Source organism: Streptomyces sp. NPDC050418 (assembly GCF_044458745.1).
Classification (GTDB): Bacteria; Actinomycetota; Actinomycetes; order Streptomycetales; family Streptomycetaceae; genus Streptomyces.
Window position 1 is genome coordinate 537,250 of sequence record NZ_JBITIG010000004.1, and the last position, 23,043, is coordinate 560,292.

A 23,043-nucleotide genomic window follows, 5' to 3' on the forward strand; every position below is an offset into this window, starting at 1 on the left:
CATGAGCGACGACGGCAGCGCGAACCCGCACTGGTACGACGACGACGCCGGTCCGGTGGTGCGCCCCTACGCGATGACGCGGGGCCGCACCGCCGGCGCGGCGCGGCACCGCCTCGACCTGATCGCCCTGGTGGTCCCCGAGCCGCACGCCGACGACGCCGAGGCGGACCAGACCCTTTCGCCCGAGCACGTCGACATCATCCAGCTCTGCCAGGAGGCCCCGCAATCCGTGGCGGAGCTGGCCTCCTCGCTGGATCTGCCGATCGGTGTCGTACGGGTCCTGATAGGTGACCTCGTGGAGGACGAACTGGTCCATGTCACCCGGCCCGTACCCCCGGCCGAGCTGCCGGACGAGAGTATTCTCCGAGACGTGATCACCGGACTGCGCGCGCTCTGACCCGTACGGACGTCTCGGTCGTACGGGCCCGGACCGCGGCAGCGATCCCGCGGAGGAGACCCACGTGGCAGACGAGGCGCACGGTCCCGGCTGGCAGTTCTGGGTCGACCGCGGCGGCACCTTCACCGATGTCGTCGCCCGCCGCCCCGACGGCAGCCTCGTCAGCCACAAGCTCCTCTCGGAGAATCCGGACCGCTACGCCGACCCCGCGGTCGCGGGCATCCGCGAACTCCTGGGCGCCGAGGGCGATCTGACCGCCGTCGACACGGTGCGCATGGGCACCACCGTCGCCACCAACGCCCTCCTCGAACGCAAGGGCGCCCGCACCGTCCTCGTCATCACCAAGGGTTTCCGCGACGCGCTGCGCATCGCCTACCAGAACCGGCCGCGCATCTTCGCCCGCGAGATCGTCCTGCCTGAGCTCCTGTACGAGCGCGTCATCGAGGCCGACGAGCGCCTGACCGCCGACGGCACCGTCCTCACCCCGCCCGACCTGGCCTCCCTCGAAGGGCCGTTGCGTGCGGCGTACGAGGACGGCATCCACGCGGTCGCCGTCGTCAGCCTGCACAGCCATCTGCACCCCGCGCACGAACAGGCCATCGGCGAGCTGGCCCGCCGTATCGGCTTCCCGCAGATCTCGCTCTCCAGTGAGGTCAGCCCGCTGATGAAGCTCGTACCGCGCGGCGACACCGCCGTCGTGGACGCGTACCTCTCGCCGGTCCTGCGCCGCTACGTCCAGCAGGTCGCCGACCAACTCCCGGGCGTGCGGCTGCTGTTCATGCAGTCCAACGGCGGCCTCACCGAGGCCGGCCACTTCCGCGGCAAGGACGCGATCCTCTCCGGACCCGCCGGCGGGATCGTCGGCATGGCCCGGATGTCCGAACTCGCGGGCTTCCGGCGGGTGATCGGCTTCGACATGGGCGGCACCTCCACCGATGTCTCGCACTACGCGGGCGCGTACGAGCGGGTCTTCACCACGCAGATCGCGGGGGTCCGGCTGCGCGCGCCCATGCTCGACATCCACACGGTCGCCGCCGGCGGCGGCTCGGTCCTGCACTTCGACGGCAGCCGCTACCGCGTGGGCCCCGACTCGGCGGGCGCCGATCCGGGCCCTGCCTGCTACCGGCGCGGCGGCCCGCTCACCGTCACCGACGCCAACGTGATGCTCGGCCGCATCCCGCCCGCACATTTCCCGCGGGTGTTCGGCCCGGACGGCGACCAGCCGCTGGATGCCGGGCTCGTACGGGAACGCTTCACCGAGCTCGCCGCCCGCATCCGCGAACGGACCGGCGACGAGCGCACCCCCGAGCAGGTCGCCGAGGGCTATCTGCGGATCGCCGTGAACAACATCGCGGGCGCCGTGAAACGGATCTCCGTCCAGCAGGGCCACGACGTCACGCGCTACGCACTGACGACGTTCGGCGGCGCGGGCGGCCAGCACGCCTGCGCAGTCGCCGACTCGCTCGGCATCCGCACCGTCCTCGTCCCGCCGATGGCCGGCGTCCTGTCCGCCCTCGGCATCGGCCTCGCCGATACGACGGCGATGCGCGAGCAGTCCCTGGAGGCGCCCCTCGACGACGCGGCGATGGAACGCGTACGGGAGACGGCGGGCGCGCTGGAGACGGCCGCACGCGGTGAGCTGAGCGCCGAGGGCGTGCCCGCGGACCGCATCCGCGTCACCTGCCGCGCCCAGCTCCGCTACGACGGCACCGACACCGCGCTGACGGTCGCCCTCGCCGAACCCGACGCGATGCGCGAGGAGTTCGAGGCACGGCACCGGGCCACGTACTCCTTCACGCTGCAGCGACCCCTCGTCGTCGAGGCGCTCTCCGTCGAGGCGACCGGCCTGACCGACGCCCCCGACCTGCGCGGCCTCGCACCGGCCGGCACCGGCACACCGCAGCAGGTGCGCCTGCACACCGCGGGCGCCTGGCGCGACGTCCCCTTGCACCGCCGCGAGGAACTCGGCGGCGGCAGCCCTGTGACCGGGCCCGCGATCATCACCGAGGCCGGCGCCACCACTGTCGTGGACGAAGGCTGGGAGGCCGCGCTCGGCGAGGACGGGCACCTCGTCATGCGCCGCACGGCCGAGAGCGAGGGCTTCACGGCGGACACCTCCGCCGACCCCGTCCTGCTCGAAGTCTTCAACAACCTCTTCATGTCCATCGCCGAGCAGATGGGCGCCCGCCTCGAATCCACCGCCCAGTCGGTCAACATCAAGGAGCGCCTCGACTTCTCCTGCGCGCTCTTCGACCCGGACGGCAACCTCGTCGCCAACGCCCCGCACATCCCCGTCCACCTGGGCTCGATGGGCACCTCGGTCAAGGAGGTGATCCGCCGCCGAGGCCCCGCGATGCGCCCCGGCGACGCATACGCGGTCAACGACCCGTACCACGGCGGCACCCACCTGCCGGACGTCACGGTCATCACCCCCGTCTTCGGCGGAGACCACGACGAACTGCTCTTCTACGTGGCCTCGCGCGGCCACCACGCGGAGATCGGCGGCATCGCCCCCGGCTCGATGCCCGCCCACAGCCGCACCATCGACGAGGAGGGCATCCTCTTCGACAACTGGCTGCTCGCCCAGGACGGCCGCTTCCGCGAGCAGGAGACCCTCGACCTGCTCACCAAGGCCCCGCACCCGTCCCGCAATCCGGCCACCAACCTCGCCGACCTGCGCGCCCAGATCGCCGCCAACGCCAAGGGCGTCGAGGAGGTCACGCAGATGATCGAGGACTTCGGGCTCGACGTCGTCCAGGCCTATATGCGGCACGTCCAGGACAACGCCGAGGACGCCGTCCGCCGGGTCATCGCCACCCTCGACGACGGCGCGTACGCCTACGAGACGGACCTGGGCGCCACGATCCGCGTCGCCGTGCGCGTGGACCGCGAACAGCGCACCGCCACCCTCGACTTCACCGGCACCTCGCCCCAGCTCACGGGAAACTTCAACGCCCCGTACGCCGTCGTGAACGCCGCCGTCCTGTACGTGTTCCGCACCCTGGTGGCCGACGACATCCCGCTCAACGACGGCTGTCTGCGCCCGCTGCGGATCATCGTCCCCGAGGGCTCGATGCTCGCGCCGCGCCCGCCCGCCGCGGTCGTCGCGGGCAACGTCGAGACCTCGCAGGCGATCACGGGCGCGCTGTACGCGGCGCTCGGCGTGCAGGCCGAGGGCTCGGGGACGATGAACAACGTGACGTTCGGCAACGAGCGCCACCAGTACTACGAGACCGTGGCCTCCGGTTCCGGCGCGGGCGACGGCTTCGACGGCGCCGGTGTCGTCCAGACGCACATGACCAACTCGCGTCTCACCGACCCCGAGATCCTCGAATGGCGCCTGCCCGTGCTCCTGGAGGAGTTCTCCGTACGGCAGGGGAGCGGGGGCGAGGGACGGTGGCGCGGCGGCGACGGGGCGCTGCGCCGGATCCGCTTCCGCGAGGCGATGACCGTCTCCACGCTCTCGGGTCACCGCCGCGTTCCCCCGTACGGCATGGCGGGCGGCGCGCCCGGAGCGCTCGGTGCGAACCGTGTGGAGCGCGCCGACGGCACCGTGGAGAACCTCGCCGGAAGCGACTCGGCCGATCTCGCGCCCGGTGACGTACTGATCGTGGAAACCCCGGGCGGCGGTGGCTACGGAATCGTCGACAAGACGACATCGTGACCGCTCCCGGCCGCCGAACGGCCGGTAACCGTCCGCGAACCGATCGCCGGTGTAACCGTTGCGGACAGGATCACCCACCCGCGGTGAACCCGGCGTCCGTCGCCGATAGAGTCTGGGGTACGGAACTCCCTTGTCCGCAAAGGTCGTTCCGGCCACGGCGGCGATCAGGAGTGGAGAAGATGTCCCTCGGGCGAACAGGGCAGCGACAGCCCCCGGTCGAACCGGTCACCCTCAAGATCCTCGTGGCCGGCGGCTTCGGCGTGGGCAAGACGACGCTCGTCGGGGCCGTCAGCGAGATCCGTCCGCTGCGCACCGAGGAGCTGCTCAGCGAGGCCGGCCGTCCGATCGACGATCTGCAGGGTGTCGAGCGCAAGGTCACCACCACCGTGGCCATGGACTTCGGACGCATCACGCTCCGCGAGGACCTGGTGCTCTATCTCTTCGGCACCCCCGGCCAGGACCGCTTCTGGTTCCTCTGGGACGAGCTGGCACAGGGCGCGCTCGGCGCCGTGGTCCTCGCCGACACCCGGCGCCTGGAGGACTGCTTCGCGGCCGTCGACTACTTCGAGCGGCGCGGCATACCGTTCATGATGGCCGTCAACTGCTTCGAGGGCGCCACGCGTTACCCCGCGGACATGGTCCGCCAGGCCCTCGACCTTGATGAGGAGGTCCCGGTCGTGCTCTGCGACGCCCGCAAGCGCGAATCCGCCAAGACCGTCCTCATCAGCCTGGTCGAGCACGCCATGACGAAGGCCTCCCAGGCCCGCGAGCCCGCCGCGACCTGACGTACTGGGGCGCAACGAGACGCGCCCGTACAGGCCGACGGCCCGCACCCCCGCCGACAGGGGTGCGAGCCGCCGTTCGAAGAGACCCGCCGGTCTCAGCCTTCGCCGTTCTCCTCAGCCTTCGCCGTCCTCATGCCAGCCGAAGCTGCGCTCCACGGCCTTGCGCCAGTTGTGGTACTCCTTCTCGCGCGCCTCGGCGGCCATCTTCGGCGTCCACTCGGCGTCCTTCTGCCAGTGCGCCTTGAGCTCGTCCAGGTCGTTCCACACCCCGGTCGCCAGACCGGCCGCGTAGGCCGCGCCCAGACAGGTCGTCTCCGAGACCCTCGGGCGTACGACGGGCACACCGAGCACATCCGCCTGGTGCTGCATCAGGAGGTTGTTCTTGGTCATGCCGCCGTCGACCTTGAGCGTCGTGATGTTGACGCCCGAGTCCTGGTACATCGCGTCCACGACCTCGCGGGTCTGCCAGCTGGTCGCCTCCAGGACCGCGCGGGCCAGGTGCGCCTTGGTGACGTACCGCGTCAGACCGGTGATGACACCGCGGGCGTCCGAGCGCCAGTACGGCGCGAACAGACCCGAGAACGCGGGCACGATGTACGCGCCGCCGTTGTCGTCCACGCTCGCCGCGAGCGCCTCGATCTCGTCCGCGCTGCGGATGATCCCGAGCTGGTCGCGCAGCCACTGCACGAGCGCGCCGGTGATCGCGATCGAGCCCTCCAGGCAGTAGACCGGCGCCTCGCCGCCGATCTGGTAGCCCATGGTGGTGAGCAGCCCGTTCTTCGAAGGCACCGGCCGGTTACCGGTGTTGAGGAGCAGGAAGCTGCCCGTGCCGTACGTGTTCTTCGCCGTACCCGTGTCGTAGCAGGCCTGTCCGAAGATGGCCGCCTGCTGGTCGCCGAGCGCGGACGCGACGGGCACCCCGGCGAGCTGCCCGACCGCCCTGCCGTACACCTCGGCCGAGGACCTGATCTCCGGGAGCACGGCCTCGGGGACGTTCATCGCCGACAGGATCGACGCGTCCCACTGCAGGGTCTCCAGGTTCATCAGCATGGTGCGGCCGGCGTTCGTGACGTCGGTGACGTGCACCCCGCCGTCCGTGCCGCCCGTGAGGTTCCAGATCAGCCACGAGTCGATCGTGCCGAAGGCGATCTCGCCGCGCTCGGCGCGGGCCCTGAGGCCCGGCACGTTGTCGAGCAGCCAGGCCGCCTTGGGCCCGGAGAAGTAGCTGGCGAGCGGCAGACCGGTGGCGTCGCGGAAGCGGTCCTGGCCGTCCGTGCCGCCGAGTTCGTTGCACAGCGCGGAGGTACGGGTGTCCTGCCACACGATCGCGTTGTGCACGGGCTTGCCCGTGGCGCGGTCCCACAGGACCGTCGTCTCGCGCTGGTTGGTGATGCCGAGCGCGCTCAGATCACTCGCGCGCAGACCGGCCTTGGCGAGGGCGCCGGCCACGACGGCCTGCACCTTGGACCAGATCTCCGTCGCGTCGTGCTCCACCCAGCCGGGCTTCGGGAAGATCTGGCGGTGTTCACGCTGGTCGACGGCGACGATCGCGCCGTCCTGGTCGAAGATGATGCAGCGGCTTGAGGTGGTGCCCTGGTCGATCGCTGCCACGTACTTAGGATCCGGCATGGGTTCCCCTTGTCAGATGGCTGCTCGGCAGCCTCGCCTCCGCGGCGAGCTGCCCTGATGCTGCGTCAGGAGGTGGCCGGGGGAGCGGCGTCGGCCGGGGAGCCACGCGGGCTCTCCCGGCCGACGGCGGCTCAGAAGGCCACGTTGAAGATGAGCCCCGACAGCAGACCGCCGATCAGCGGGCCGGCCACCGGCACCCAGGAGTAGCTCCAGTCGGAGCCGCCCTTGTTGGGGATCGGCAGGAAGTGGTGGGCGATCCGGGGGCCCAGGTCGCGGGCGGGGTTGATGGCGTAGCCCGTGGGGCCACCGAGGGAGAGGCCGATGCCGACGACCAGGAAGGAGACGATCAGGATGCCCGTGCCGGACTCGCCGAGGCCCTTCGTCATGCCGAAGGCGAGGATCGGCAGCACCAGACCGATGGTTGCGATGATTTCGGTGACCATGTTGGCCACCGGGTTACGGATCTCGGGGGCGGTGGAGAAGATGCCGAGCGTGGGCTGGGCGTTCTTCTCGTCCGCGTTGGCCTGGAACTGTGCGTAGTAGACAAGCCAGCACAGCACGGCGCCGAGAATCGCGCCGATCATCTGTCCCAGCACGTACAGGTGGACCTGGTCCCAGTCACCGGTGTCGATCGCGATACCCAGCGTCACCGCGGGGTTGAGGTGTCCTCCGGACAGCGGCGCGGACGTGTACGCGCCCGCCATAACCCCGAAGCCCCACCCGAAGGCGATGACGACCCATCCCGCGGCCTTCGCCTTGGAGTGGTTGAGCGTGACGGCGGCGCACACACCGGCGCCGAACAGAATCAGGATCGCGGTGCCGATGATCTCACCGACGAAGACGTCCCCATTCGAATACATGGCGGCTCCCTTGGCCCTAACCCGGGGCCTGGCGCCCCGGTCCTCCGTGCAGGGTGCGGTTCCCACTACTGCGCCAAGGCAGGGGGAGTCCGCCCCGCTCGGCGTCCGTGACGAGCGTGCCGTAGCAGCCGAATCGCCCGTGGGGGAGAGCCTTTTGACCAGGCAGAAGCCCCAAGGCAGCGTGACATCTTGTGCGGCGATGCCGACTGACACCCGGAAGTGTTCACCGACGCCGGGGGAGCGTCAAGGTCGCGGACACCATTCGGCAAAGGGGCGGGGCGGGCGGCGGGCCCGCCGTTCGCGCGCGCCCCCACCCGCCCCGTGTGTCACTGCCTCCCCGCCCCGCCTGTCACCGCATCACCGCGCCGCGACCACCGCCGAGCCGTGCCCGAACAGCCCCTGGTTCGCGGTGATGCCGACCCGCGCGCCCGGAACCTGCCGCTCACCGGCTGTCCCGCGCAGCTGCCAGGTCAGCTCGCAGACCTGGGCGATGGCCTGCGCCGGCACTGCCTCGCCGAAGGAGGCGAGCCCGCCGCTGGAGTTCACCGGCACCCGGCCGCCGGGCGAGGTCGCGCCCTCGCGCAGCAGCTTGGCGCCCTCGCCCTCGCCGCACAGCCCCAGATCCTCGTACCACTGCAGTTCGAGGGCGGTCGACAGGTCGTAGACCTCTGCCAGCGACAACTCCTCGGGCCCGATCCCCGCCTCCTCGTACGCGGCGTGCGCGATCGAGGCGCGGAAGCTCTGTCCGGGCGGCTCCACGACCGCCGCCGAGTCGGTGGCGATGTCCGGCAGATCGAGCACGGTCTGCGGATACTGCGGCGTCACGGTCGACACCGCCTTGATGCGTACGGGATCGGTCTTCCCGTGCCGCCGGGCGAACTCCATGCTGGACAGCACCAGCGCCGCGGCACCGTCCGACGTGGCGCAGATGTCGAGCAGTCGCAGTGGATCGGCCACGATCGCGGACGCGGCGACCTCCTCGGCCGTCACCGTCTTGCGGTAGCGGGCATACGGGTTGAGCGCGCCCGAGGCCGCGTTCTTCACCTTGACCTGCGCGAAGTCCTCCAGCGTGTCACCGTGGACGGCCATGCGCCGCCGGGCGTACAGCGCGAAGTACGCAGGGTTGGTGGCCCCGAGCACCCGGAAGCGCAGCCAGTCCGGATCGTCCTGCCGGTCGCCGCCCGCGGGCCGGAAGAACCCCTTGGGCGCGGCGTCCGCGCCCACCACGAGCACCACGTCCGCGAGGCCCGAGAGGATCTGCGTCCGCGCGGTGTTGATCGCCTGAGCGCCCGAGGCGCACGCGGCGTACACGCTGGTGACCCGCGCACCCTGCCAGCCCAGCGCCTTCGCGAACGTGGCGCCGGCGACGTATCCCGGATAGCCGCCTCGCACCGTGTCGGCCCCGACGATCGACTGCACGTCACGCCAGTCGACCCCGGCGTCCTGCAGCGCGGCCCGCGCGGCGGCCGTCCCGTACTCGATGAAGCTGCGACCCCACTTGCCCCACGCGTGCATCCCGGCGCCGAGCACCGCCACATCACGGCTCATCGCGCGCTCACCGGCCTGAAGTGCCACGTGGTCCACACGGTCTCGGCATCCTCGTTGAGGACTCCGGGCACGATCTCCACCTCCATGCCGACTTCGAGCTGATCCGTGGTCACCCCGGGTGGCGCCTGCCCGAGCACGACCATGCGCTCGGCCTCCAGCTCCACGGCGAGCAGCGTGTACGGCTCCCAGGCGGCGTCCGGATCGGACACGTACGGCAGCGGTGGCCGGTACCGCCCGTCGGTGTAGGACCAGATCCGCCCGCGCCGCGACAGCGGCACCTCGGTGAGCTCACCGCCCCCGCAGCCGGGATTGCGGCAGAAACTGTCCTCACGGGGGAAGAAGACCGCACTGCACGCGCCGCACCGCGTGCCGAGCAGCCGGAAATCCCCTCCCTCACCCGTGAACCACCCGGCCACCACAGGTGTACGTGTACGAGACAAGACCCCTCCCCGACACCGAATCTGACGGAACGTCAGAAGTGTGCCACGCCGACCACGGGCCCGTCACCCGCCGCACACCATGGACCGGATCACTCCTCACCCCTGCCCCTGGAGAACCGAACCCGCCCCGCCTGCGTCTCGAATGAGGTGAGCGACGCGAGGCCACGGCCCCGCCCCTCACCGCGGCGGGCGGCCAGGATCCACGGGGGTGGTCCTGGCCGCCTCCTGCGTGATACTTCGCGTTGTGACCTGGTACGAGGACGCACAAGAGGCGGAGCGCCGGGCCGACTGGGAGACAGCCATCACGCTGGTCAGCGCCCACGCCGTCTGCTTCTCCGCCGACCACTACGAGCACTCTCACCACTTGTGGCACATGGATCTGCTGGTCCTGGCGGATCGCTTGGCGGAACTGGAAGCCCTTGCTCCTAAGGACGCGCACGCGCGGCGGCGGCTCAACAGGGCTCTGCGCGACCGGGGACTGGAGACGCCGCTTCGGGCCCGGGCCGAGGCGGGGGACCGCGACGCTCTGAACGTCCTCGTGCGGATGCTCTGCAAGGCGGGGCGGGTTGGGCAAGCGAGAGCGGTGGTGGACGGGATGGCTTCCGACTACGGGTATGCACACGAGGTCGTGTCCGCATACGAGTCGGGAGAACCAGGGGATTTGGGGGAGCCGGGGGAACCGGGGTGCTGAGGGTCAGTCTTCAGGAGGCCCATGAGCGCCGGGCTCCAGGGCGGCCGCCGCCGCTGACCGCACGTCGGAGCTCTCCATCGGGTCGTCGCGCATCGCCTCGATGCGCTCGCGTGTCGCGGGGTTACGTGGCGCGTGCGCGATGCCGAGGAGACGCGCCTGTTCCTGGCAGTCCCACAGGGACTCGGTGTACGCGAAATCCAGGCCCGACGGGTCGATGGCCGCGAGCGCCTTCAGATAGGCGGGCCGTTCGTAGGAGTGGGGTGTGCGCGTCCAGAGCCAACGCAGGACACCCGCCGCCGGGGCGGCCTCCCGCCCGAAGCGGGCCAGCCGCTCGGCCGTGACCGCCGGGCCGCACCAGCTGCCCGACCGCCGCCGGCCGGCGAGTTCGGACAGCAGCACGGGAAGCGCCTCGGGAACGAGCTGGTCGGCCAGGACACCCCGGCCGAGCCGGGCGAGCCACGGCGTCGGGGAGTTCGCCCAAACGCGTGCGGCGGGAACCGCCAGGGCGCCCAGGTGGTCGACTGCCCTCTGGAGGCCGACAGTGCAGTGGCGGTCGTCCGCGGTGCTGAGCCCGGGAACGAGCGGAATGAGTCCCTCGGCCGGCTCGCGGCGGCACAGTTCACGCAGGGCGTCGGTCCGGACCTGGCCTTCGGCCGGTGCTCCCGGCCGGCCCGACGGCGAGGTGCTCCCGGTCAGCAGTCCGAGCAGCTCGGCGATCGTATGCCCGCTCAGACCCTGCCGGGCCGGCCGCGGGGCGGGCTGTCGCGGTTCGATCCCGAAGCGCGTCCACGGTTCTGTGAGCCACGGGTGCTCCGGTTCCCGGCTGATGCGGGACCGTGCGAGGCCGCCCAGGTCCGCCCACCAGGCCTCCGGCCATTTGAGAGCGAGGGACTCCAGCACCTCGATCCAGTGCACGCCGTCCCGAAGGTAGGTCCGCAGCCCGTCACGGGCTTCGTCCGAACCGGCCGGCGCCAGCAGCACCAGCACGTCGGCGGCCCTGGCGCACTCCTCCTCGGAGCCGTGCAACTGCTCCACGAGCGGGCCCTGGGGCATCCGCAGTTCCAGGACCAGCTGCGCCTGATACAGCGCACGCTCGTCGACGAAGCCCTCCCAGGTCCAGTCCCGTCGGATCCCGTCGTCCACCAACGACACTGCCGCCGCAGGGTCGTTACGGGCTCGTACGGACCCGAGGCCGCGTCCGCGCTGCAGCAGCCCTTCCAGGGTCTCGTGGTGGGCGTAGCGTCTCTCGTCCCCGGTCATCACATGGCACCTTGCCCGAGGGGACGGTCCACCGCCACGCCTTATCCGCCCGCCGCTCCCGGCGCACCACGGGATGCCGGAGCCGCGCCGGACTTGCCGTCACTCCCCGGCCTCGGCGAGGAGGATCCGCGCCAGTTCGCGCGGCTGGGAGAACATCGGCCAGTGGCCGGTGCGCATCTTCACAAGCCGCCAGTGTTCGCTGGTCAGCAGCTCGGCCACATCGTCGTCGACCGCGGCATCGTCGAGCAGGCATTGGATGTACGTCGACGGGAGTTCGCCGAGAGGCCGAGCCAGCACGGCGGGCTCGGTCAGCGTGGCGCCCGGGTGCGGCGTCGAGCCGTCCACGATCCGTGTGATCTGCTCCTCGGTGAGGCCTTCGCCTTCGTAGTGGGCTGCGGCCACGACCGGCCAGAAGCCTCCGTTCCCGGCGATCGATGCCTCGACCGTCGCCCGGCCCTCCGGCCAGGCGGAGACGAACGACTCGCCCTCCGCCGGCACATTGGAGTCGACGAAGACCACGCGGGCCAGCCGGTCTCCGATCCGCTCGGCGGCCTGACCGACCGGGATGCCCGAGTAGCTGTGGCCCACCAGGACGACATCATGCAGATCGTGACGTTCGACCTCGTCGACAATGTCCTGGACGTGGGTCTGCTGCCCGGCGGGCACACCTTGCTTCTCGGCAAGACCGGACAGCGTCAACGGGTGGGCGCCGTGGCCCGCCGCCCGCAGATGCGGTGCCACCTCGTCCCACGCCCACGCGCCGAGCCGCGCGCCTGCAACCAGTACGTAGTTCGCCATGGCTGCACCGTAACCGAGCGGCCCGAACACCCGTCCCGGGACCGCAGTCCCGGAGGCAAGGCGCCCGCCCGGGATGACCGCGACCGACGCAGGCGCGGCATCGCCGAAGCGGCGGCATAAGCTGTGTTGATCATTCTGGAGGGGGAGGGCTCATGGCCGGTCAGGTCGTCGTCGAAGTGGGGCAGTGGCAGGGATCGGGGGCCGGCACGGCCCTGAGGCTGCGCAGTGGTGCGGCCCGGCTCGCCGAGTTGCTGCCCGAGGGGCCGCGGTACACCGTCGCGATCGAGGCCGGTGCCGGGACGTCGCGGGACGGGGTCGAGAACGCCGACGTGCTGGAGCGTCAACTGCAAGCAGTGCGTGCGGTGTTGGCCGAGGTGCCGGCGGGCGACCTGACCGTGACCATCGGCGGCGACTGTGCGGTCGATCTCGCCCCGGTCGAGACGGCTCTCTCCGCCTTCGGCGACCGGCTGGCAGTGGTGTGGTTCGACGCCCACGCCGACCTCAACAGCCCCGATTCCTCACCGTCGGGAGCCTTCCACGGCATGGTGCTGCGCGCGCTCATCGGGGACGGGCCGAAGGGCCTGCGGCCCCTGCGTACCCTGCCGGCCGAGCGCGTGGTGCTGGCGGGCGCGCGGTCGCTCGACCCGGGGGAGCGTGACCTCGTCGAGAGCCGCGGCATCCGGCACCTCGCCGTCGGGCAACTGGCACAGCCCGGGCCGCTCCTGGCCGCCGTACGCGCCACAGGGGCCGACGCGGTGTACGTCCACATCGACCTCGACGTCCTCGACCCGCTGGTGTTCCCGGCCGTCGGCACCCCCGAACCAGGCGGCCTCGGCGTCGATGAGCTCATCGCGGCGGTGCGGTTGCTGACCGAGGAGTTCACGCTCGCCGGTATCGCGCTCACCGAGTACGAGCGGACGGAAGACACCGGCCAGGAGGAGGCCGTACTGCGGCGGATCGTCGACGGGCTGTTCGGATAGGACCGCGACGAGGCCGGTCGACGACCCTGGCGGGAGGCGTCCACCACACCTCCCGCCCAGGACGCGTCAGCGCCCGCTCACGGACCTCCTGCTCACCGGAAAGTCGAAGTACGTGTCGGGGAACGCCTCGGGCTTGTACGTGAAGTGCCACCACTCCTCGGGAAGGTTCACGAACCCGACATCGCTGAGCGTCCAGCGCAGCAGATCCCGGTTGGCCCGCTGCTCGCCCACGATCCGCGGATCATCCGTGTGCGACAGGGTGTCGAAGCAGTCGTAGCCCGTCCCCATGTCCACCGAACTGTCCGGGAAGCGCTCGGCCTGCGGCGCGTAGCACGGCACGAGCTTCTCGCCCGGCACGTACGGACGCGTCGGCTGCGCCGGCAGCTTCACGATCGTCAGGTCGACCGTCGAACCGCGGCTGTGCCCCGACTTCGCGGCGATATAGCCGTCCTCGAACAACCTCGACTTGTCGACCTTCGGATAGAACTCCGCCTTCATCCGCTCGTCGCCCAGATCCTCCGCCCAGCGCACGAAGTGGTCGACGGCCCGCTGCGGCCGGTAGCAGTCGTACACCTTGAGCGAGTACCCCTGCCGCAGCAGCGAGCGCTGCGCCTTGCGCAGGGCGAGCGCCGCGGGCTTTGTGAGGATGCAGACCGGCTGCCGGTAGCCGTCGATCCGCTCGCCGACGAAGTTGTGCGGGGTCGTGTAGCGCATCTCGTGCAGGATCGTCCGGTCCACCCGGTCGAGCGCCACGAACTCCTCGGGCGCCTTGGGCTCAGGATCGGCACCGGCGCCCGCGGGCGCGACGGTCACGGTGAGCAGCGCGGCGGCGAGGACGGCAACGGCACGCCACGCGGCGCGCGTACGCGAAAGTCGAGTCATGGCCCATCCGTCTACCAGCCGGATGGGGCGCGTGGGAAGGGTGGGGTCACACCCGGCGCGCCCTCACCACGCCCTCACCCGCCACTGCCGCTGCCCCTCACCACGGGAGCCCCATTCAGCCCCACCCCACCCATCCGCTACAGTCCCGCCCGTGTCCGAGCCAGCAGCCTCCGCCGAGAGACCCGCCAAGTCCGCCCCGTACTCGCACTGTTCGAGCTGCGGCGCCCCGTACGCCGACCGCACGACCTGGCCCCGCACCTGCACGGTCTGCGGCGCCTTCGCGTACCGCAACCCGCTCCCGGTCGCCGTGGCCCTGCAGCCCGTCCACGACACCGAGGGCATGGGCCTGCTCGTCATCACCCGCGCCATCCCGCCCGCCCTCGGTCGACTCGCTCTGCCCGGCGGCTTCGTCGACCACGCCGAGGACTGGCGGCACGCGGTGGTACGCGAGTTGTACGAGGAGACCGGCGTCGAGGCCGACGAACGCGACGTCCGCCTCGCCGACGCCCTCAGCTCCCCGGACTCCCACCTGCTCCTCTTCGGCGTCCTGCCCCCACGCCCGGCCGCAGAACTCCCCCCGTTCACCGCGACCGACGAGACCTCGGATCGAAGCATCCTGCGCACCCCGGCCCAACTCGGCTTCCCCCTGCACACAGTGGCGGCGGAGGCATGGTTCGAGGGCCGGTACGGGTAGTACAGGCACTGAGCCGGAACCGGACGACGCGCCCTCAGACGCCCCGCACCCGCACCCCCTCCACCACCTCCGCAGCGCCCGAAGCCGTCTCCCGCACCACCGTCACCCGGTCGTTCTTCCACCGCGTCACATAGCGCTCGACCTCGGCCCGCTCCCACCCGTCCCCGGGATCACGCACGACGAGCCCGCCGCCCGCGCGGCCCCGTACCGGCGCCCAGACCTCCAGCTCCGTCCGCCCGTCCTCCCCGCGCACCGGCACCACGGAGCCGGCCCGCGCCAGCACGGGGATACGGGACGAGGGCGCGTCGAGCAGGACCTGACCGGGGCCGTCGTACGCGCTCCCGGTGGCCGTGTCGTACCAGCGGCCGCGCGGCAGCCGCACCGCACGCCGGTCCGCGCCCGGCTCGAAGACCGGCGCCACCAGCAACGCGTCCCCGAGCAGGAACGCGTCGTCACAGTCCCGCAGCGCCCGGTCCTCCGGCGCCGTCCACCACAGCGGCCGCACATACGGGGCGCCGGTGCGGTGCGCGAGCTGGGCGAGCGTCACGAAGTACGGCTGCAACCGCCTCCGTTGCGCCAGAGCCGCACCCGCGTGTTCGAGCACCTCCGGCCCGTATACCCAGGGCTCACGCCGCCCGGCCCGCAGCGCCGAGTGCGTACGGAACAGCGGCAGCAGCGAACCGAGCTGGAACCACCGCAGATACAGCTCGGGCGACGGCGTGCCGTCGAACCCGCCCACGTCCGGGCCCGAGTACGGCACCCCGCACAGCCCGAGCCCGATGACCAGCGAGAGCGAGGCCCGCAGCCCGGCCCAGCTCGTCTCCACATCCCCCGACCACGTACCGCCGTACCGCTGCAGCCCCGCCCAGCCCGAGCGCGAGAACAGGAACGGCCGCTCAGCGGGCCGCAGTTCGCACAGCCCCTCGTACGCGGCGCGCGCCATGCAGAGTCCGTAGATGTTGTGCGCCGCGCGGTGGTCGCCGCTCTGCCCGTCCAGATCATGCCGCGCGGAACGCGGCAGCGAGGGATCGCCGAACGCGACGAACGACACCGGCTCGTTCATGTCGTGCCAGAACCCGGCGAAGCCCTGCCCGAGCCGCTCCGCGTACTGCCGGCCCCACCACGCCCGCACCCGGGCCGCCGTGAAGTCCGGATACACGGACTCGCCGGGCCACACCACGCCCCGGACCGGCCGGCCCTTCCCGTCCACGACGAACGCGTCCTCGGCCACCCCGGAGTCGTACACCGCGTTCCCGGCCTCGGCCTTCACGGCCGGATCCACGATCGAGACGAGCCGCGTCCCCGAGGCGCTCAACTCCTCGGCCAGGCCCGGCAGATCGGGGAAGCGCTCACGGTCGACGGTGAACACCTGGTGCCCGTCGTAATGATCGATGTCCAGATGTACGGCGTCGAGCGGAAGCCCCCGTTCGCGGTACCCGGCCACCACGCGGCGCACCTCGGCCGCCGACCCGAACCCCCACCGTGCGTGCTGATACCCCAGCGCCCACGTGGGCGGCACCGCGGGCGCCCCGGTCAGCGCGGCCCAGGTCTGCAGCACGCGGGACGGCGGTCCCACGACCACCCAGCACCGCAACGGGCCGCCCTCCATCCGGAGTTCGCTGGTCCCCGGCCGGTCGTGCCCCGAGCCCGCACCCTCCTCGCCCTCGCGCAGCGCGACCGTGCCGTCCCACGCGTTGTCATGGAAGACGAGATGCGTCCCCGCGTCCGCCACCACCATCTGCACGGGCATCGTCAGATACAGCGGATCGTCCCCGGGCCCGAACGACCCGCCGGGATCCGTGTTCCACAGCCGGTACGTCCCGTCCGGCAGCCGCGGCCCCGCCGACCGCCCGCCGAGCCCGAAGAACCGCGCGTCGGCGGCCACCTCGGACCGCTGCACCCAGCGCGCACCACCCCCGCCCACCGGCTCCCACCAGCGCGGCGGCAGCTCACGGCGCAGCGCCACACCGCCCGGCGTCTGCACCTCGACCGTGCCGTGCCGCGACACGACGACGGTGACCCGTTCGGAGACCACCCGCCAGCCGCCGTCCTTGTCCGGCTCCAGGAACGCCCGCGGATCCGGCTCGGGCCGCAGCCCCGACAGCGCGTACGAGGACTCCGCTTCCGCACCGTCCCAGCCCCAGAACACGGCCCCGCCCGCCGTCACACACACCCGCAGCTCGGACCGCGCGAACCGCACGACACCGCCGCCGGGCCCGGGCTCCACGCCGCTGACGGGACCGGGGACGCGGGCCCGCTCCTCGCCGCGCCGCGGCAGCCCGGCCGCGTCGGCCCGCTGCCTGCGCCAGGCGGCCCGGACCGTGCGCAGCGCCTGCACCGTGCCGACCACGCCGACCGCCCGTACGGAGCGCACCAGATCGTGACTGTTCATACCGCTCACCCTGTCATCGCGTGCGCAGCGCACAAGGTGCGTTCAACTGCCGTTCACCCGAGGCAGGAGCACATCTTCACGCCCGCGCCGTCCCCAAGGCCGCTGTGGCGCACCACCACCCACGCACGCCCCATACCTGCCGGACGTGTGGGAGGCCACTATGGTGCGGAAGTCGATCACATGGCATCGTCCCTGTCAGCCGCACTCCGCACGCAGGGACCCTGTGCGGGTACGGTCCACGCCCACCGCGTCAACACCGCGTACCGCTTGGGAGCCGCACCATGTCCACCGCCGCACCGCAGCCTCTCTGGCAGCCCGACGAGGCCCGGATCGCCGCCGCCCGGATCACCCGGTTCCAGAACTGGGCCGCCGCCCACCACGGCGCACCCGCCGAAGGCGGCTACGAGGCCCTGCACCAGTGGTCGGTCCGCGACCTGGAGGCGTTCTGGACCGCCGTGGTGGAGTGGTTCGACATCCGCTTCTCCACGCCGTACGAGCGCGTCCTCGGCGACCGCACCATGCCCGGAGCCCAGTGGTTCCCCGGCGGCACCCTCAACTATGCGGAGCACGCGCTGCGCACCGCCGCGGACCGCCCCGACGAGCCGGCGCTCCTCTACGTGGACGAGACCCACGAGCAGCGCCCGGTGTCCTGGTCCGAGCTGCGCCGCCAGGTCGGCTCCCTCGCCGCCGAGCTCCGCGCGCTCGGCGTCCGGCCCGGCGACCGCGTCAGCGGCTATCTGCCCAACATCCCGCAGGCCGTCGTCGCCCTCCTCGCGAGCGCCGCCGTCGGCGCCGTGTGGACCTCCTGCGCGCCTGACTTCGGCGCCCGCAGCGTCCTCGACCGCTTCCAACAGGTCGAACCCGTCATCCTGTTCACCGTCGACGGCTACCGCTACGGCGGCAAGGAGCACGACCGCCGCGACACCGTCGCCGAACTCCGCGCCGAGCTGCCCACCCTGCGCGCCGTCGTCCATATCCCGCTGCTCGGCACCGAGGCACCCGAAGGCGCCCTCGAATGGTCGGCCCTGACCTCCGCCGACACCGAGCCCGTCTTCGAGCAGGTTCCCTTCGACCACCCCCTGTGGGTGCTCTACTCCTCCGGCACGACCGGCCTGCCCAAGGCCATCGTCCAGTCCCAGGGCGGCATCCTCGTCGAGCACTTCAAACAGCTCGGTCTGCACTGCGACCTCGGCCCCGAGGACCGCTTCTTCTGGTACACCTCCACCGGCTGGATGATGTGGAACTTCCTCGTCTCCGGCCTCCTCACCGGCACCACCGTGATCCTCTACGACGGCAGCCCCGGCTATCCCGACACGGGCGCCCAGTGGGCCATCGCTGAACAGACCGGCGCCACCCTCTTCGGCACCTCCGCGGCGTACGTCATGGCCTGCCGCAAGGCCGGCGTCCACCCCGGCCGCGACCATGACCTCTCACGCGTCCAGTGCGTCGCCACCACCGGCTCCCCGCTGCCGCCCGACGGCTTCCGCTGGCTGCACGACGAAGTACGCGACGACCTCTGGATCGCCTCGGTCAGCGGCGGCACGGACGTCTGCAGCTGCTTCGCCGGCGCCGTACCGACCCTCCCGGTCCACATCGGCGAACTCCAGGCACCCTGCCTGGGTACGGACCTCCAGTCCTGGGACACCCAGGGCAAGCCCCTGACCGGCGAGGTCGGCGAACTCGTCGTCACCAACCCCATGCCGTCCATGCCGATCCACTTCTGGAACGACCCCGACGGCAGCCGGTACCACGACAGCTACTTCGACACCTACCCCGGCGTCTGGCGCCACGGCGACTGGATCACCCTCACCGACCGCGGCTCGGTGATCATCCACGGCCGCTCCGACTCCACCCTCAACCGCGGGGGAGTCCGCATGGGCTCCGCCGACATCTACGAGGCCGTCGAACGCCTCCCGGAGATCCGCGAATCCCTGGTCATCGGCATCGAACAGCCCGACGGCGGCTACTGGATGCCCCTCTTCGTCGATCTCGCCCCCGGCGCGGTCCTCGACGACGACCTGCGGACGACGATCAAGCGGACCATCCGCGAACAGTGCTCCCCGCGCCACGTCCCCGACGAGATCATCGAAGCCCCCGGCGTCCCGCACACCCTCACCGGCAAGCGCATCGAGGTCCCCGTCAAGCGCCTCCTGCAGGGCACCCCGCTCGACAAGGCGGTCAACCCCGGCTCGGTCGACAGCCTGGAACTCCTCCAGTTCTACGCCGACTTGGCCCGCACACGCCGCTGACCTGCACCGCTTCCCCCTCGGCCCGGAGTGTCAGTGCCACCACATACGGTGATGAAGCACTGACCGACTGTGCTCAGGGGGAAGCATGCAGCACACACAGGACACGATGCGGCGCGCACTGCGCCGCGAGGTCACCGGCACCATCGGGGTGCTCGCCGACGAAGAGGACTTCGAGGCGATGCGCCACTACGGCAGCTTCGCCTTCGACGACCACGACACCTATCTCCGGCAGGTCGAGGGCCTGCTCAGATCCATGGCCGCGCAGGGCCGGCACACCACACTGGCCCTGTTCGACCCCGAGGAGTACGAGGAGTTCTGCGCGGACACCGCCCTGGACCCGGACCGTGCGGCAAGCCGCTCCCTCTTCACCGCCGAGCTCGGCGCCACGGGAGCCACCGTCCCCTATGACGGCAGCCCACTCGGTCTCCTGGTCCCCACCCTCATCGAGGAAGCGGTCCGCCAGTCCACATGGGAGTACGCGAGCTCCGTCCTGGCAGGCATCGGCGACTGCGCCGACTGCGGCAAGGACATCGGCCGCGCCGCTTTCGGCCAGGCCGCCCGGCTCCTGACCCGCATCCTGGAAACCGCCGCCCACGGGGCCCACCACCTGGTGTGCAGCACCCCGCTCCCCACACACGACCTCACGGCCTCCCTGCACACCTCCGGCGACCCGGACGGCCGTATCGACCTGGACGAGCAGGAAGCCATGGAATTCACCTCGGTCCTCGCGGTCGCCATCGCCACGGCATCGGCCGGCGGCCTGGTCATGCGCACCCGCCGGTCCTCCGTACCCGACCGGGTCCAAGGCTGGCGCCTGCAGGGCGAGTTGCTCGTCCCGCTCACCGCCTCCGAGGTCTTCGACGCGTACTGCACCGACGCCCTCTCCGGAGACCCGCTGCCCCCGGAATCAGGTGTCGACTACTGCGCGGCGCCCGACCTGGGGCCATTCGAGGGGCATCCGCACTGACGGACGCCGAAGGGGCGCCCCACCAGGCGGTGGGACGCCCCTTCGGAACAGCACTCAGCCGAGGCTCACTCGCCGGACAGTACGGCCTGCGCGGCGGCGCGGGCCTCCTCCGCGGACTCCGCGGCCCGCGCGGCGGACGCGGCCCGCTCGCACTGGGCGAGCGTGTACTTGGCGAGCGTCGCGCGCACGTAAGGAATCGATGCCGCACCCATGGACAGGGAGGTCACACCGAGACCGGTCAGCACACAGGCGAGCAGCGGATCCGACGCCGCCTCACCGCACACGCCACAGCTCTTGCCCTCGGCCTTCGCGGACTCGGCCGACAGGGCCACCAGGTCGAGCAGCGCGGGCTGCCACGGGTCCTGCAGCCGCGACACCGCACCGACCTGACGGTCGGCGGCAAACGTGTACTGCGCGAGGTCATTCGTACCGATCGAGAGGAACTCGACCTCCTGCAGCACCGAACGGGCCCGCAGCGCGGCCGACGGAATCTCGACCATCGCGCCGAACTTCGCCTGCAGCCCGGCCTCACGGCACGCGTCGGCGAACGCCTTGGCGTCCGCACGGTCGGCCACCATCGGCGCCATGACCTCGAGGTACACGGGCAGGCCCTCGGAGGCCTTGGCCAGCGCGGTCAGCTGCGTGCGCAGCACCTCGGGGTGCTCGAGCAGCGTGCGCAGACCGCGCACACCGAGCGCCGGGTTGGGCTCGTCGGCCGGCGTCAGGAAGTCCAGCGGCTTGTCGGCGCCGGCATCCAGGACCCGCACGACCACACGGCCCTCGGGGAAGGCCTCGAGCACCTTGCGGTACGACTCGACCTGCTTCTCCTCGGACGGCGCCTTCTTGCTGTCGTCCAGGAACAGGAACTCGGTGCGGAACAGACCCACACCCTCGGCGCCCGCCTCGACCGCGGCCGGCACATCGGCCGGACCGCCGATGTTGGCGAGCAGCGGCACCTTGTGCCCGTCCGACGTGGCACCCGGACCCGAGGAAGCCGCCAGCGCGGCCTTGCGCTCCGCGGCGGACGCCTCGAGCTCGGCACGCTTCTCGGCGGTCGGCTCGACGAAGATCTCGCCGGTGCTGCCGTCGACGGCGATGACCTTGCCCTCGGCCAGCTCACCCGCGCCGGGCAGCGCCACGACCGCGGGCACACCGAGCGCGCGGGCGAGGATGGCGCTGTGGCTGGTCGGCCCGCCTTCCTCGGTCACGAACCCGAGCACCAGGGCCGGGTCGAGCAGCGCGGTATCGGCCGGCGCCAGGTCCCGGGCGATCAGCACGTACGGCTTGTCGCTGTCCGGAACACCCGGCATCGGCACACCGAGCAGCCGCGCCACGATGCGGTTGCGCACGTCGTCCAGGTCGGCCACCCGGCCGGCCATGTACTCACCGGCACCGGCGAGCAGCTCGCGATAGTGCGAGAACGCGTCGTAGATACCGCGCTCGGCGGTGCTGCCCACAGCAATACGACGGTCGACGTCGGCCATGAGCTCCGGGTCCTGAGCGATCATGGCCTGCGCCTCGAGCACCGCCTGCGCCTCGCCGCCGGCCAGATTGCCCCGCGCGTTCAGATCGGCGGCCACAGCCTCGACCGCCTGCCGGGCGCGCCCCTGTTCGCGCTCGGCCTCCTCCGCGGGAATCTGCTTGGCCGGCGGCTCGAGTACCGCCGTGCCCATGTGCCGAACCTCGCCGATCGCCACACCGTGGCTCACGCCGACGCCTCGCAGCGTTGTCTCCATTTCACCGTCTCCGATAGATGCGACGGCACGGGCCGTCGCGGTGGATGTCGTACCTGCCGCCCTCGGCGGCGATGACGTCACTTCCAGCTGAAGAGAGCGTCGCCGGCCTTCACGTCAGCATCCTCGATGACGTTCGACAGGGACTCGGCCGTGGCCTCGAGCGCCACGATCGGACAGATCGGCGACTTCCCGGCGGCCTCGACCGCCGCGGGGTCCCAGCGCACGACCGCCTGGCCGCGCTGCACGGTGTCGCCCTTGTTCACGAGGAGTTCGAAGCCCTCGCCATTGAGCTGAACGGTGTCGATGCCCAGGTGCGTCAGCACACCGTGTCCTTCGCTGTCCACGACGACGAAGGCGTGCGGGTGCAGAGATACGACAACGCCGTCGACGGGCGCGACGGCGGCACCGGCTTCGCGCACAGGGTCGATGGCTGTACCGGGGCCGACCATCGCACCGGAGAAGACCGGGTCGGGGACAGCAGCGAGCCCGATGGCCCGGCCGGCGAGGGGGGACGTCACAGACGTCATGAGGAGCCTCCCAGGAGTGGAGAGTCGTACACGCCGTCACTGCCTGTCCTGGACGGCGCACTGTTCAGAAGCGTAAGTCATAAGAAGTCACGCTTCCGCACAACTAGTCCCGGTTCAAAGGACCTAGGGCCCACCAGCGCCGATTTGCGTCCGCCTGAAGCCAGATGTACTGTCGTACTCCTGCCCGGGACAACGACGCGCTTCAAGCGCCGGAACCGGGCGGCCTCAATCAAGCTGGATCGTATCTCTCCATCTAGTCCTGCGTGCTCGCAGGAGGGGTGGTCAGGGAGACGGAAAATGCCTGATAGAGTTTGGAACACCGAAGGGAAGCGCCCGGCGGAAAACCTCAGTGAATACTGAGGTGAGTACAAAGGAAGCGTCCGTTCCTTGAGAACTCAACAGCGTGCCAAAAGTCAACGCCAGATTGACAACCCCGTCTCGACCGTCATGGTCGGACGCGGTTCCTTTGAAAAGTCCTTCTACGGAAGGCACATCAGCGAGGACGCTGTGAACTGGAAGCTTATTCCGCTTCCGGTTCCGCTCA

General features: G+C 71.2%; 18 protein-coding genes. 8 read left to right on the plus strand and 10 right to left on the minus strand.

The window, feature by feature from the left end:
• Position 1 precedes the first annotated feature (1 nt).
• From ACIBI4_RS12720 to ACIBI4_RS12730, 3 genes are all read left to right on the plus strand, one after another.
• Entirely contained in the window at positions 2-397 is a 396-nt protein-coding gene (locus ACIBI4_RS12720) for a DUF742 domain-containing protein (RefSeq protein ID WP_399203739.1), read from the plus strand.
• 64 nt (positions 398-461) lie between these two features.
• Positions 462-4,061, plus strand: a complete 3,600-nt coding sequence (locus tag ACIBI4_RS12725; protein ID WP_399203741.1) for a hydantoinase B/oxoprolinase family protein — start codon at positions 462-464, stop codon at positions 4,059-4,061.
• Positions 4,062-4,240: 179 nt separating this feature from the next.
• On the plus strand, positions 4,241-4,846 hold the full coding sequence (locus ACIBI4_RS12730; protein ID WP_399203742.1) for a GTP-binding protein: 606 nt from the start codon (positions 4,241-4,243) through the stop codon (positions 4,844-4,846).
• Positions 4,847-4,960: 114 nt separating this feature from the next.
• Here the strand turns inward: ACIBI4_RS12730 and glpK are convergent, their stop codons facing one another.
• The 4 genes from glpK to ACIBI4_RS12750 all read right to left on the minus strand — a co-directional run bounded on the left by glpK (position 4,961) and on the right by ACIBI4_RS12750 (position 9,323).
• On the minus strand, positions 4,961-6,475 hold the full coding sequence (gene glpK / locus ACIBI4_RS12735) for a glycerol kinase GlpK (RefSeq protein WP_399203744.1): 1,515 nt from the start codon (positions 6,473-6,475) through the stop codon (positions 4,961-4,963).
• A 131-nt stretch (positions 6,476-6,606) separates the two neighbouring features.
• The gene (locus ACIBI4_RS12740; protein WP_399203746.1) at positions 6,607-7,335 is read right to left on the minus strand and encodes an MIP/aquaporin family protein; all 729 of its coding nucleotides are present in this window, start codon (positions 7,333-7,335) and stop codon (positions 6,607-6,609) included.
• Between the two features lie 357 nt (positions 7,336-7,692).
• Positions 7,693-8,883, minus strand: a complete 1,191-nt coding sequence (locus tag ACIBI4_RS12745) for a lipid-transfer protein (protein WP_399203790.1) — start codon at positions 8,881-8,883, stop codon at positions 7,693-7,695.
• The gene (locus ACIBI4_RS12750) at positions 8,880-9,323 is read right to left on the minus strand and encodes a Zn-ribbon domain-containing OB-fold protein (protein WP_399203747.1); all 444 of its coding nucleotides are present in this window, start codon (positions 9,321-9,323) and stop codon (positions 8,880-8,882) included. The genes ACIBI4_RS12745 and ACIBI4_RS12750 overlap by 4 nt, the downstream gene beginning before the upstream one ends.
• A gap of 244 nt (positions 9,324-9,567) precedes the next feature.
• Here ACIBI4_RS12750 and ACIBI4_RS12755 point away from each other — a divergent pair, with 244 nt between their 5' ends.
• Positions 9,568-10,014, plus strand: a complete 447-nt coding sequence (locus ACIBI4_RS12755; protein ID WP_399203748.1) for a hypothetical protein — start codon at positions 9,568-9,570, stop codon at positions 10,012-10,014.
• Positions 10,015-10,017: 3 nt separating this feature from the next.
• Here the strand turns inward: ACIBI4_RS12755 and ACIBI4_RS12760 are convergent, their stop codons facing one another.
• Positions 10,018-11,274 carry a hypothetical protein gene (locus ACIBI4_RS12760; protein ID WP_399203749.1) on the minus strand — a complete coding sequence of 419 codons (1,257 nt, stop codon included), beginning with the start codon at positions 11,272-11,274 and terminating at the stop codon, positions 10,018-10,020.
• 99 nt (positions 11,275-11,373) lie between these two features.
• Complete coding sequence (locus ACIBI4_RS12765) at positions 11,374-12,072, minus strand: alpha/beta fold hydrolase (RefSeq protein ID WP_399203750.1); 699 nt, start codon at positions 12,070-12,072, stop codon at positions 11,374-11,376.
• Between the two features lie 152 nt (positions 12,073-12,224).
• Here ACIBI4_RS12765 and ACIBI4_RS12770 point away from each other — a divergent pair, with 152 nt between their 5' ends.
• Positions 12,225-13,052 carry an arginase family protein gene (locus tag ACIBI4_RS12770; protein WP_399203751.1) on the plus strand — a complete coding sequence of 276 codons (828 nt, stop codon included), beginning with the start codon at positions 12,225-12,227 and terminating at the stop codon, positions 13,050-13,052.
• A 66-nt stretch (positions 13,053-13,118) separates the two neighbouring features.
• Here ACIBI4_RS12770 and ACIBI4_RS12775 read toward each other — a convergent pair whose 3' ends face one another.
• A complete protein-coding gene (locus ACIBI4_RS12775) occupies positions 13,119-13,934 on the minus strand; it encodes a M15 family metallopeptidase (RefSeq protein WP_399203752.1) in 816 nt (271 codons plus the stop codon).
• A gap of 151 nt (positions 13,935-14,085) precedes the next feature.
• Here ACIBI4_RS12775 and ACIBI4_RS12780 point away from each other — a divergent pair, with 151 nt between their 5' ends.
• Positions 14,086-14,628: an NUDIX domain-containing protein gene (locus tag ACIBI4_RS12780; protein WP_399203753.1), complete on the plus strand. Its 543-nt coding sequence runs from the start codon at positions 14,086-14,088 to the stop codon at positions 14,626-14,628.
• 34 nt (positions 14,629-14,662) lie between these two features.
• Here the strand turns inward: ACIBI4_RS12780 and ACIBI4_RS12785 are convergent, their stop codons facing one another.
• Positions 14,663-17,020 (minus strand): glycoside hydrolase family 31 protein, encoded by a 2,358-nt coding sequence (locus ACIBI4_RS12785; protein WP_399203754.1) that lies wholly within the window; start codon positions 17,018-17,020, stop codon positions 14,663-14,665.
• 281 nt (positions 17,021-17,301) lie between these two features.
• Here ACIBI4_RS12785 and ACIBI4_RS12790 point away from each other — a divergent pair, with 281 nt between their 5' ends.
• The gene (locus tag ACIBI4_RS12790; protein WP_399203755.1) at positions 17,302-19,269 is read left to right on the plus strand and encodes an acetoacetate--CoA ligase; all 1,968 of its coding nucleotides are present in this window, start codon (positions 17,302-17,304) and stop codon (positions 19,267-19,269) included.
• 85 nt (positions 19,270-19,354) lie between these two features.
• Positions 19,355-20,236: a hypothetical protein gene (locus ACIBI4_RS12795; RefSeq protein ID WP_399203756.1), complete on the plus strand. Its 882-nt coding sequence runs from the start codon at positions 19,355-19,357 to the stop codon at positions 20,234-20,236.
• A gap of 65 nt (positions 20,237-20,301) precedes the next feature.
• Here ACIBI4_RS12795 and ptsP read toward each other — a convergent pair whose 3' ends face one another.
• Positions 20,302-21,972 (minus strand): phosphoenolpyruvate--protein phosphotransferase, encoded by a 1,671-nt coding sequence (gene ptsP, locus ACIBI4_RS12800; RefSeq protein WP_399203757.1) that lies wholly within the window; start codon positions 21,970-21,972, stop codon positions 20,302-20,304.
• Between the two features lie 77 nt (positions 21,973-22,049).
• Positions 22,050-22,499, minus strand: coding sequence for a PTS glucose transporter subunit IIA (locus ACIBI4_RS12805; protein WP_399203758.1), 450 nt, complete (start codon positions 22,497-22,499; stop codon positions 22,050-22,052).
• Positions 22,500-23,043: the final 544 nt, after the last annotated feature.

Excerpts from the sequence above, each read along its gene's own strand:
- ACIBI4_RS12770 (WP_399203751.1), top strand. The coding sequence starts at position 12,225 with ATGGCCGGTCAGGTCGTCGTCGAAGTGGGGCAGTGGCAGGGATCGGGG.
- ACIBI4_RS12720 (WP_399203739.1), top strand. The coding sequence starts at position 2 with ATGAGCGACGACGGCAGCGCGAACCCGCACTGGTACGACGACGACGCC.
- ACIBI4_RS12730 (WP_399203742.1), top strand. The coding sequence starts at position 4,241 with ATGTCCCTCGGGCGAACAGGGCAGCGACAGCCCCCGGTCGAACCGGTC.
- ACIBI4_RS12790 (WP_399203755.1), top strand. The coding sequence starts at position 17,302 with ATGTCCACCGCCGCACCGCAGCCTCTCTGGCAGCCCGACGAGGCCCGG.
- ACIBI4_RS12740 (WP_399203746.1), bottom strand. The coding sequence starts at position 7,335 with ATGTATTCGAATGGGGACGTCTTCGTCGGTGAGATCATCGGCACCGCG.
- ACIBI4_RS12765 (WP_399203750.1), bottom strand. The coding sequence starts at position 12,072 with ATGGCGAACTACGTACTGGTTGCAGGCGCGCGGCTCGGCGCGTGGGCG.
- ACIBI4_RS12805 (WP_399203758.1), bottom strand. The coding sequence starts at position 22,499 with ATGACGTCTGTGACGTCCCCCCTCGCCGGCCGGGCCATCGGGCTCGCT.
- ACIBI4_RS12760 (WP_399203749.1), bottom strand. The coding sequence starts at position 11,274 with ATGACCGGGGACGAGAGACGCTACGCCCACCACGAGACCCTGGAAGGG.
- ACIBI4_RS12785 (WP_399203754.1), bottom strand. The coding sequence starts at position 17,020 with ATGAACAGTCACGATCTGGTGCGCTCCGTACGGGCGGTCGGCGTGGTC.
- glpK (WP_399203744.1), bottom strand. The coding sequence starts at position 6,475 with ATGCCGGATCCTAAGTACGTGGCAGCGATCGACCAGGGCACCACCTCA.
- ptsP (WP_399203757.1), bottom strand. The coding sequence starts at position 21,972 with ATGGAGACAACGCTGCGAGGCGTCGGCGTGAGCCACGGTGTGGCGATC.
- ACIBI4_RS12775 (WP_399203752.1), bottom strand. The coding sequence starts at position 13,934 with ATGACTCGACTTTCGCGTACGCGCGCCGCGTGGCGTGCCGTTGCCGTC.
- ACIBI4_RS12745 (WP_399203790.1), bottom strand. The coding sequence starts at position 8,883 with ATGAGCCGTGATGTGGCGGTGCTCGGCGCCGGGATGCACGCGTGGGGC.
- ACIBI4_RS12795 (WP_399203756.1), top strand. The coding sequence starts at position 19,355 with ATGCAGCACACACAGGACACGATGCGGCGCGCACTGCGCCGCGAGGTC.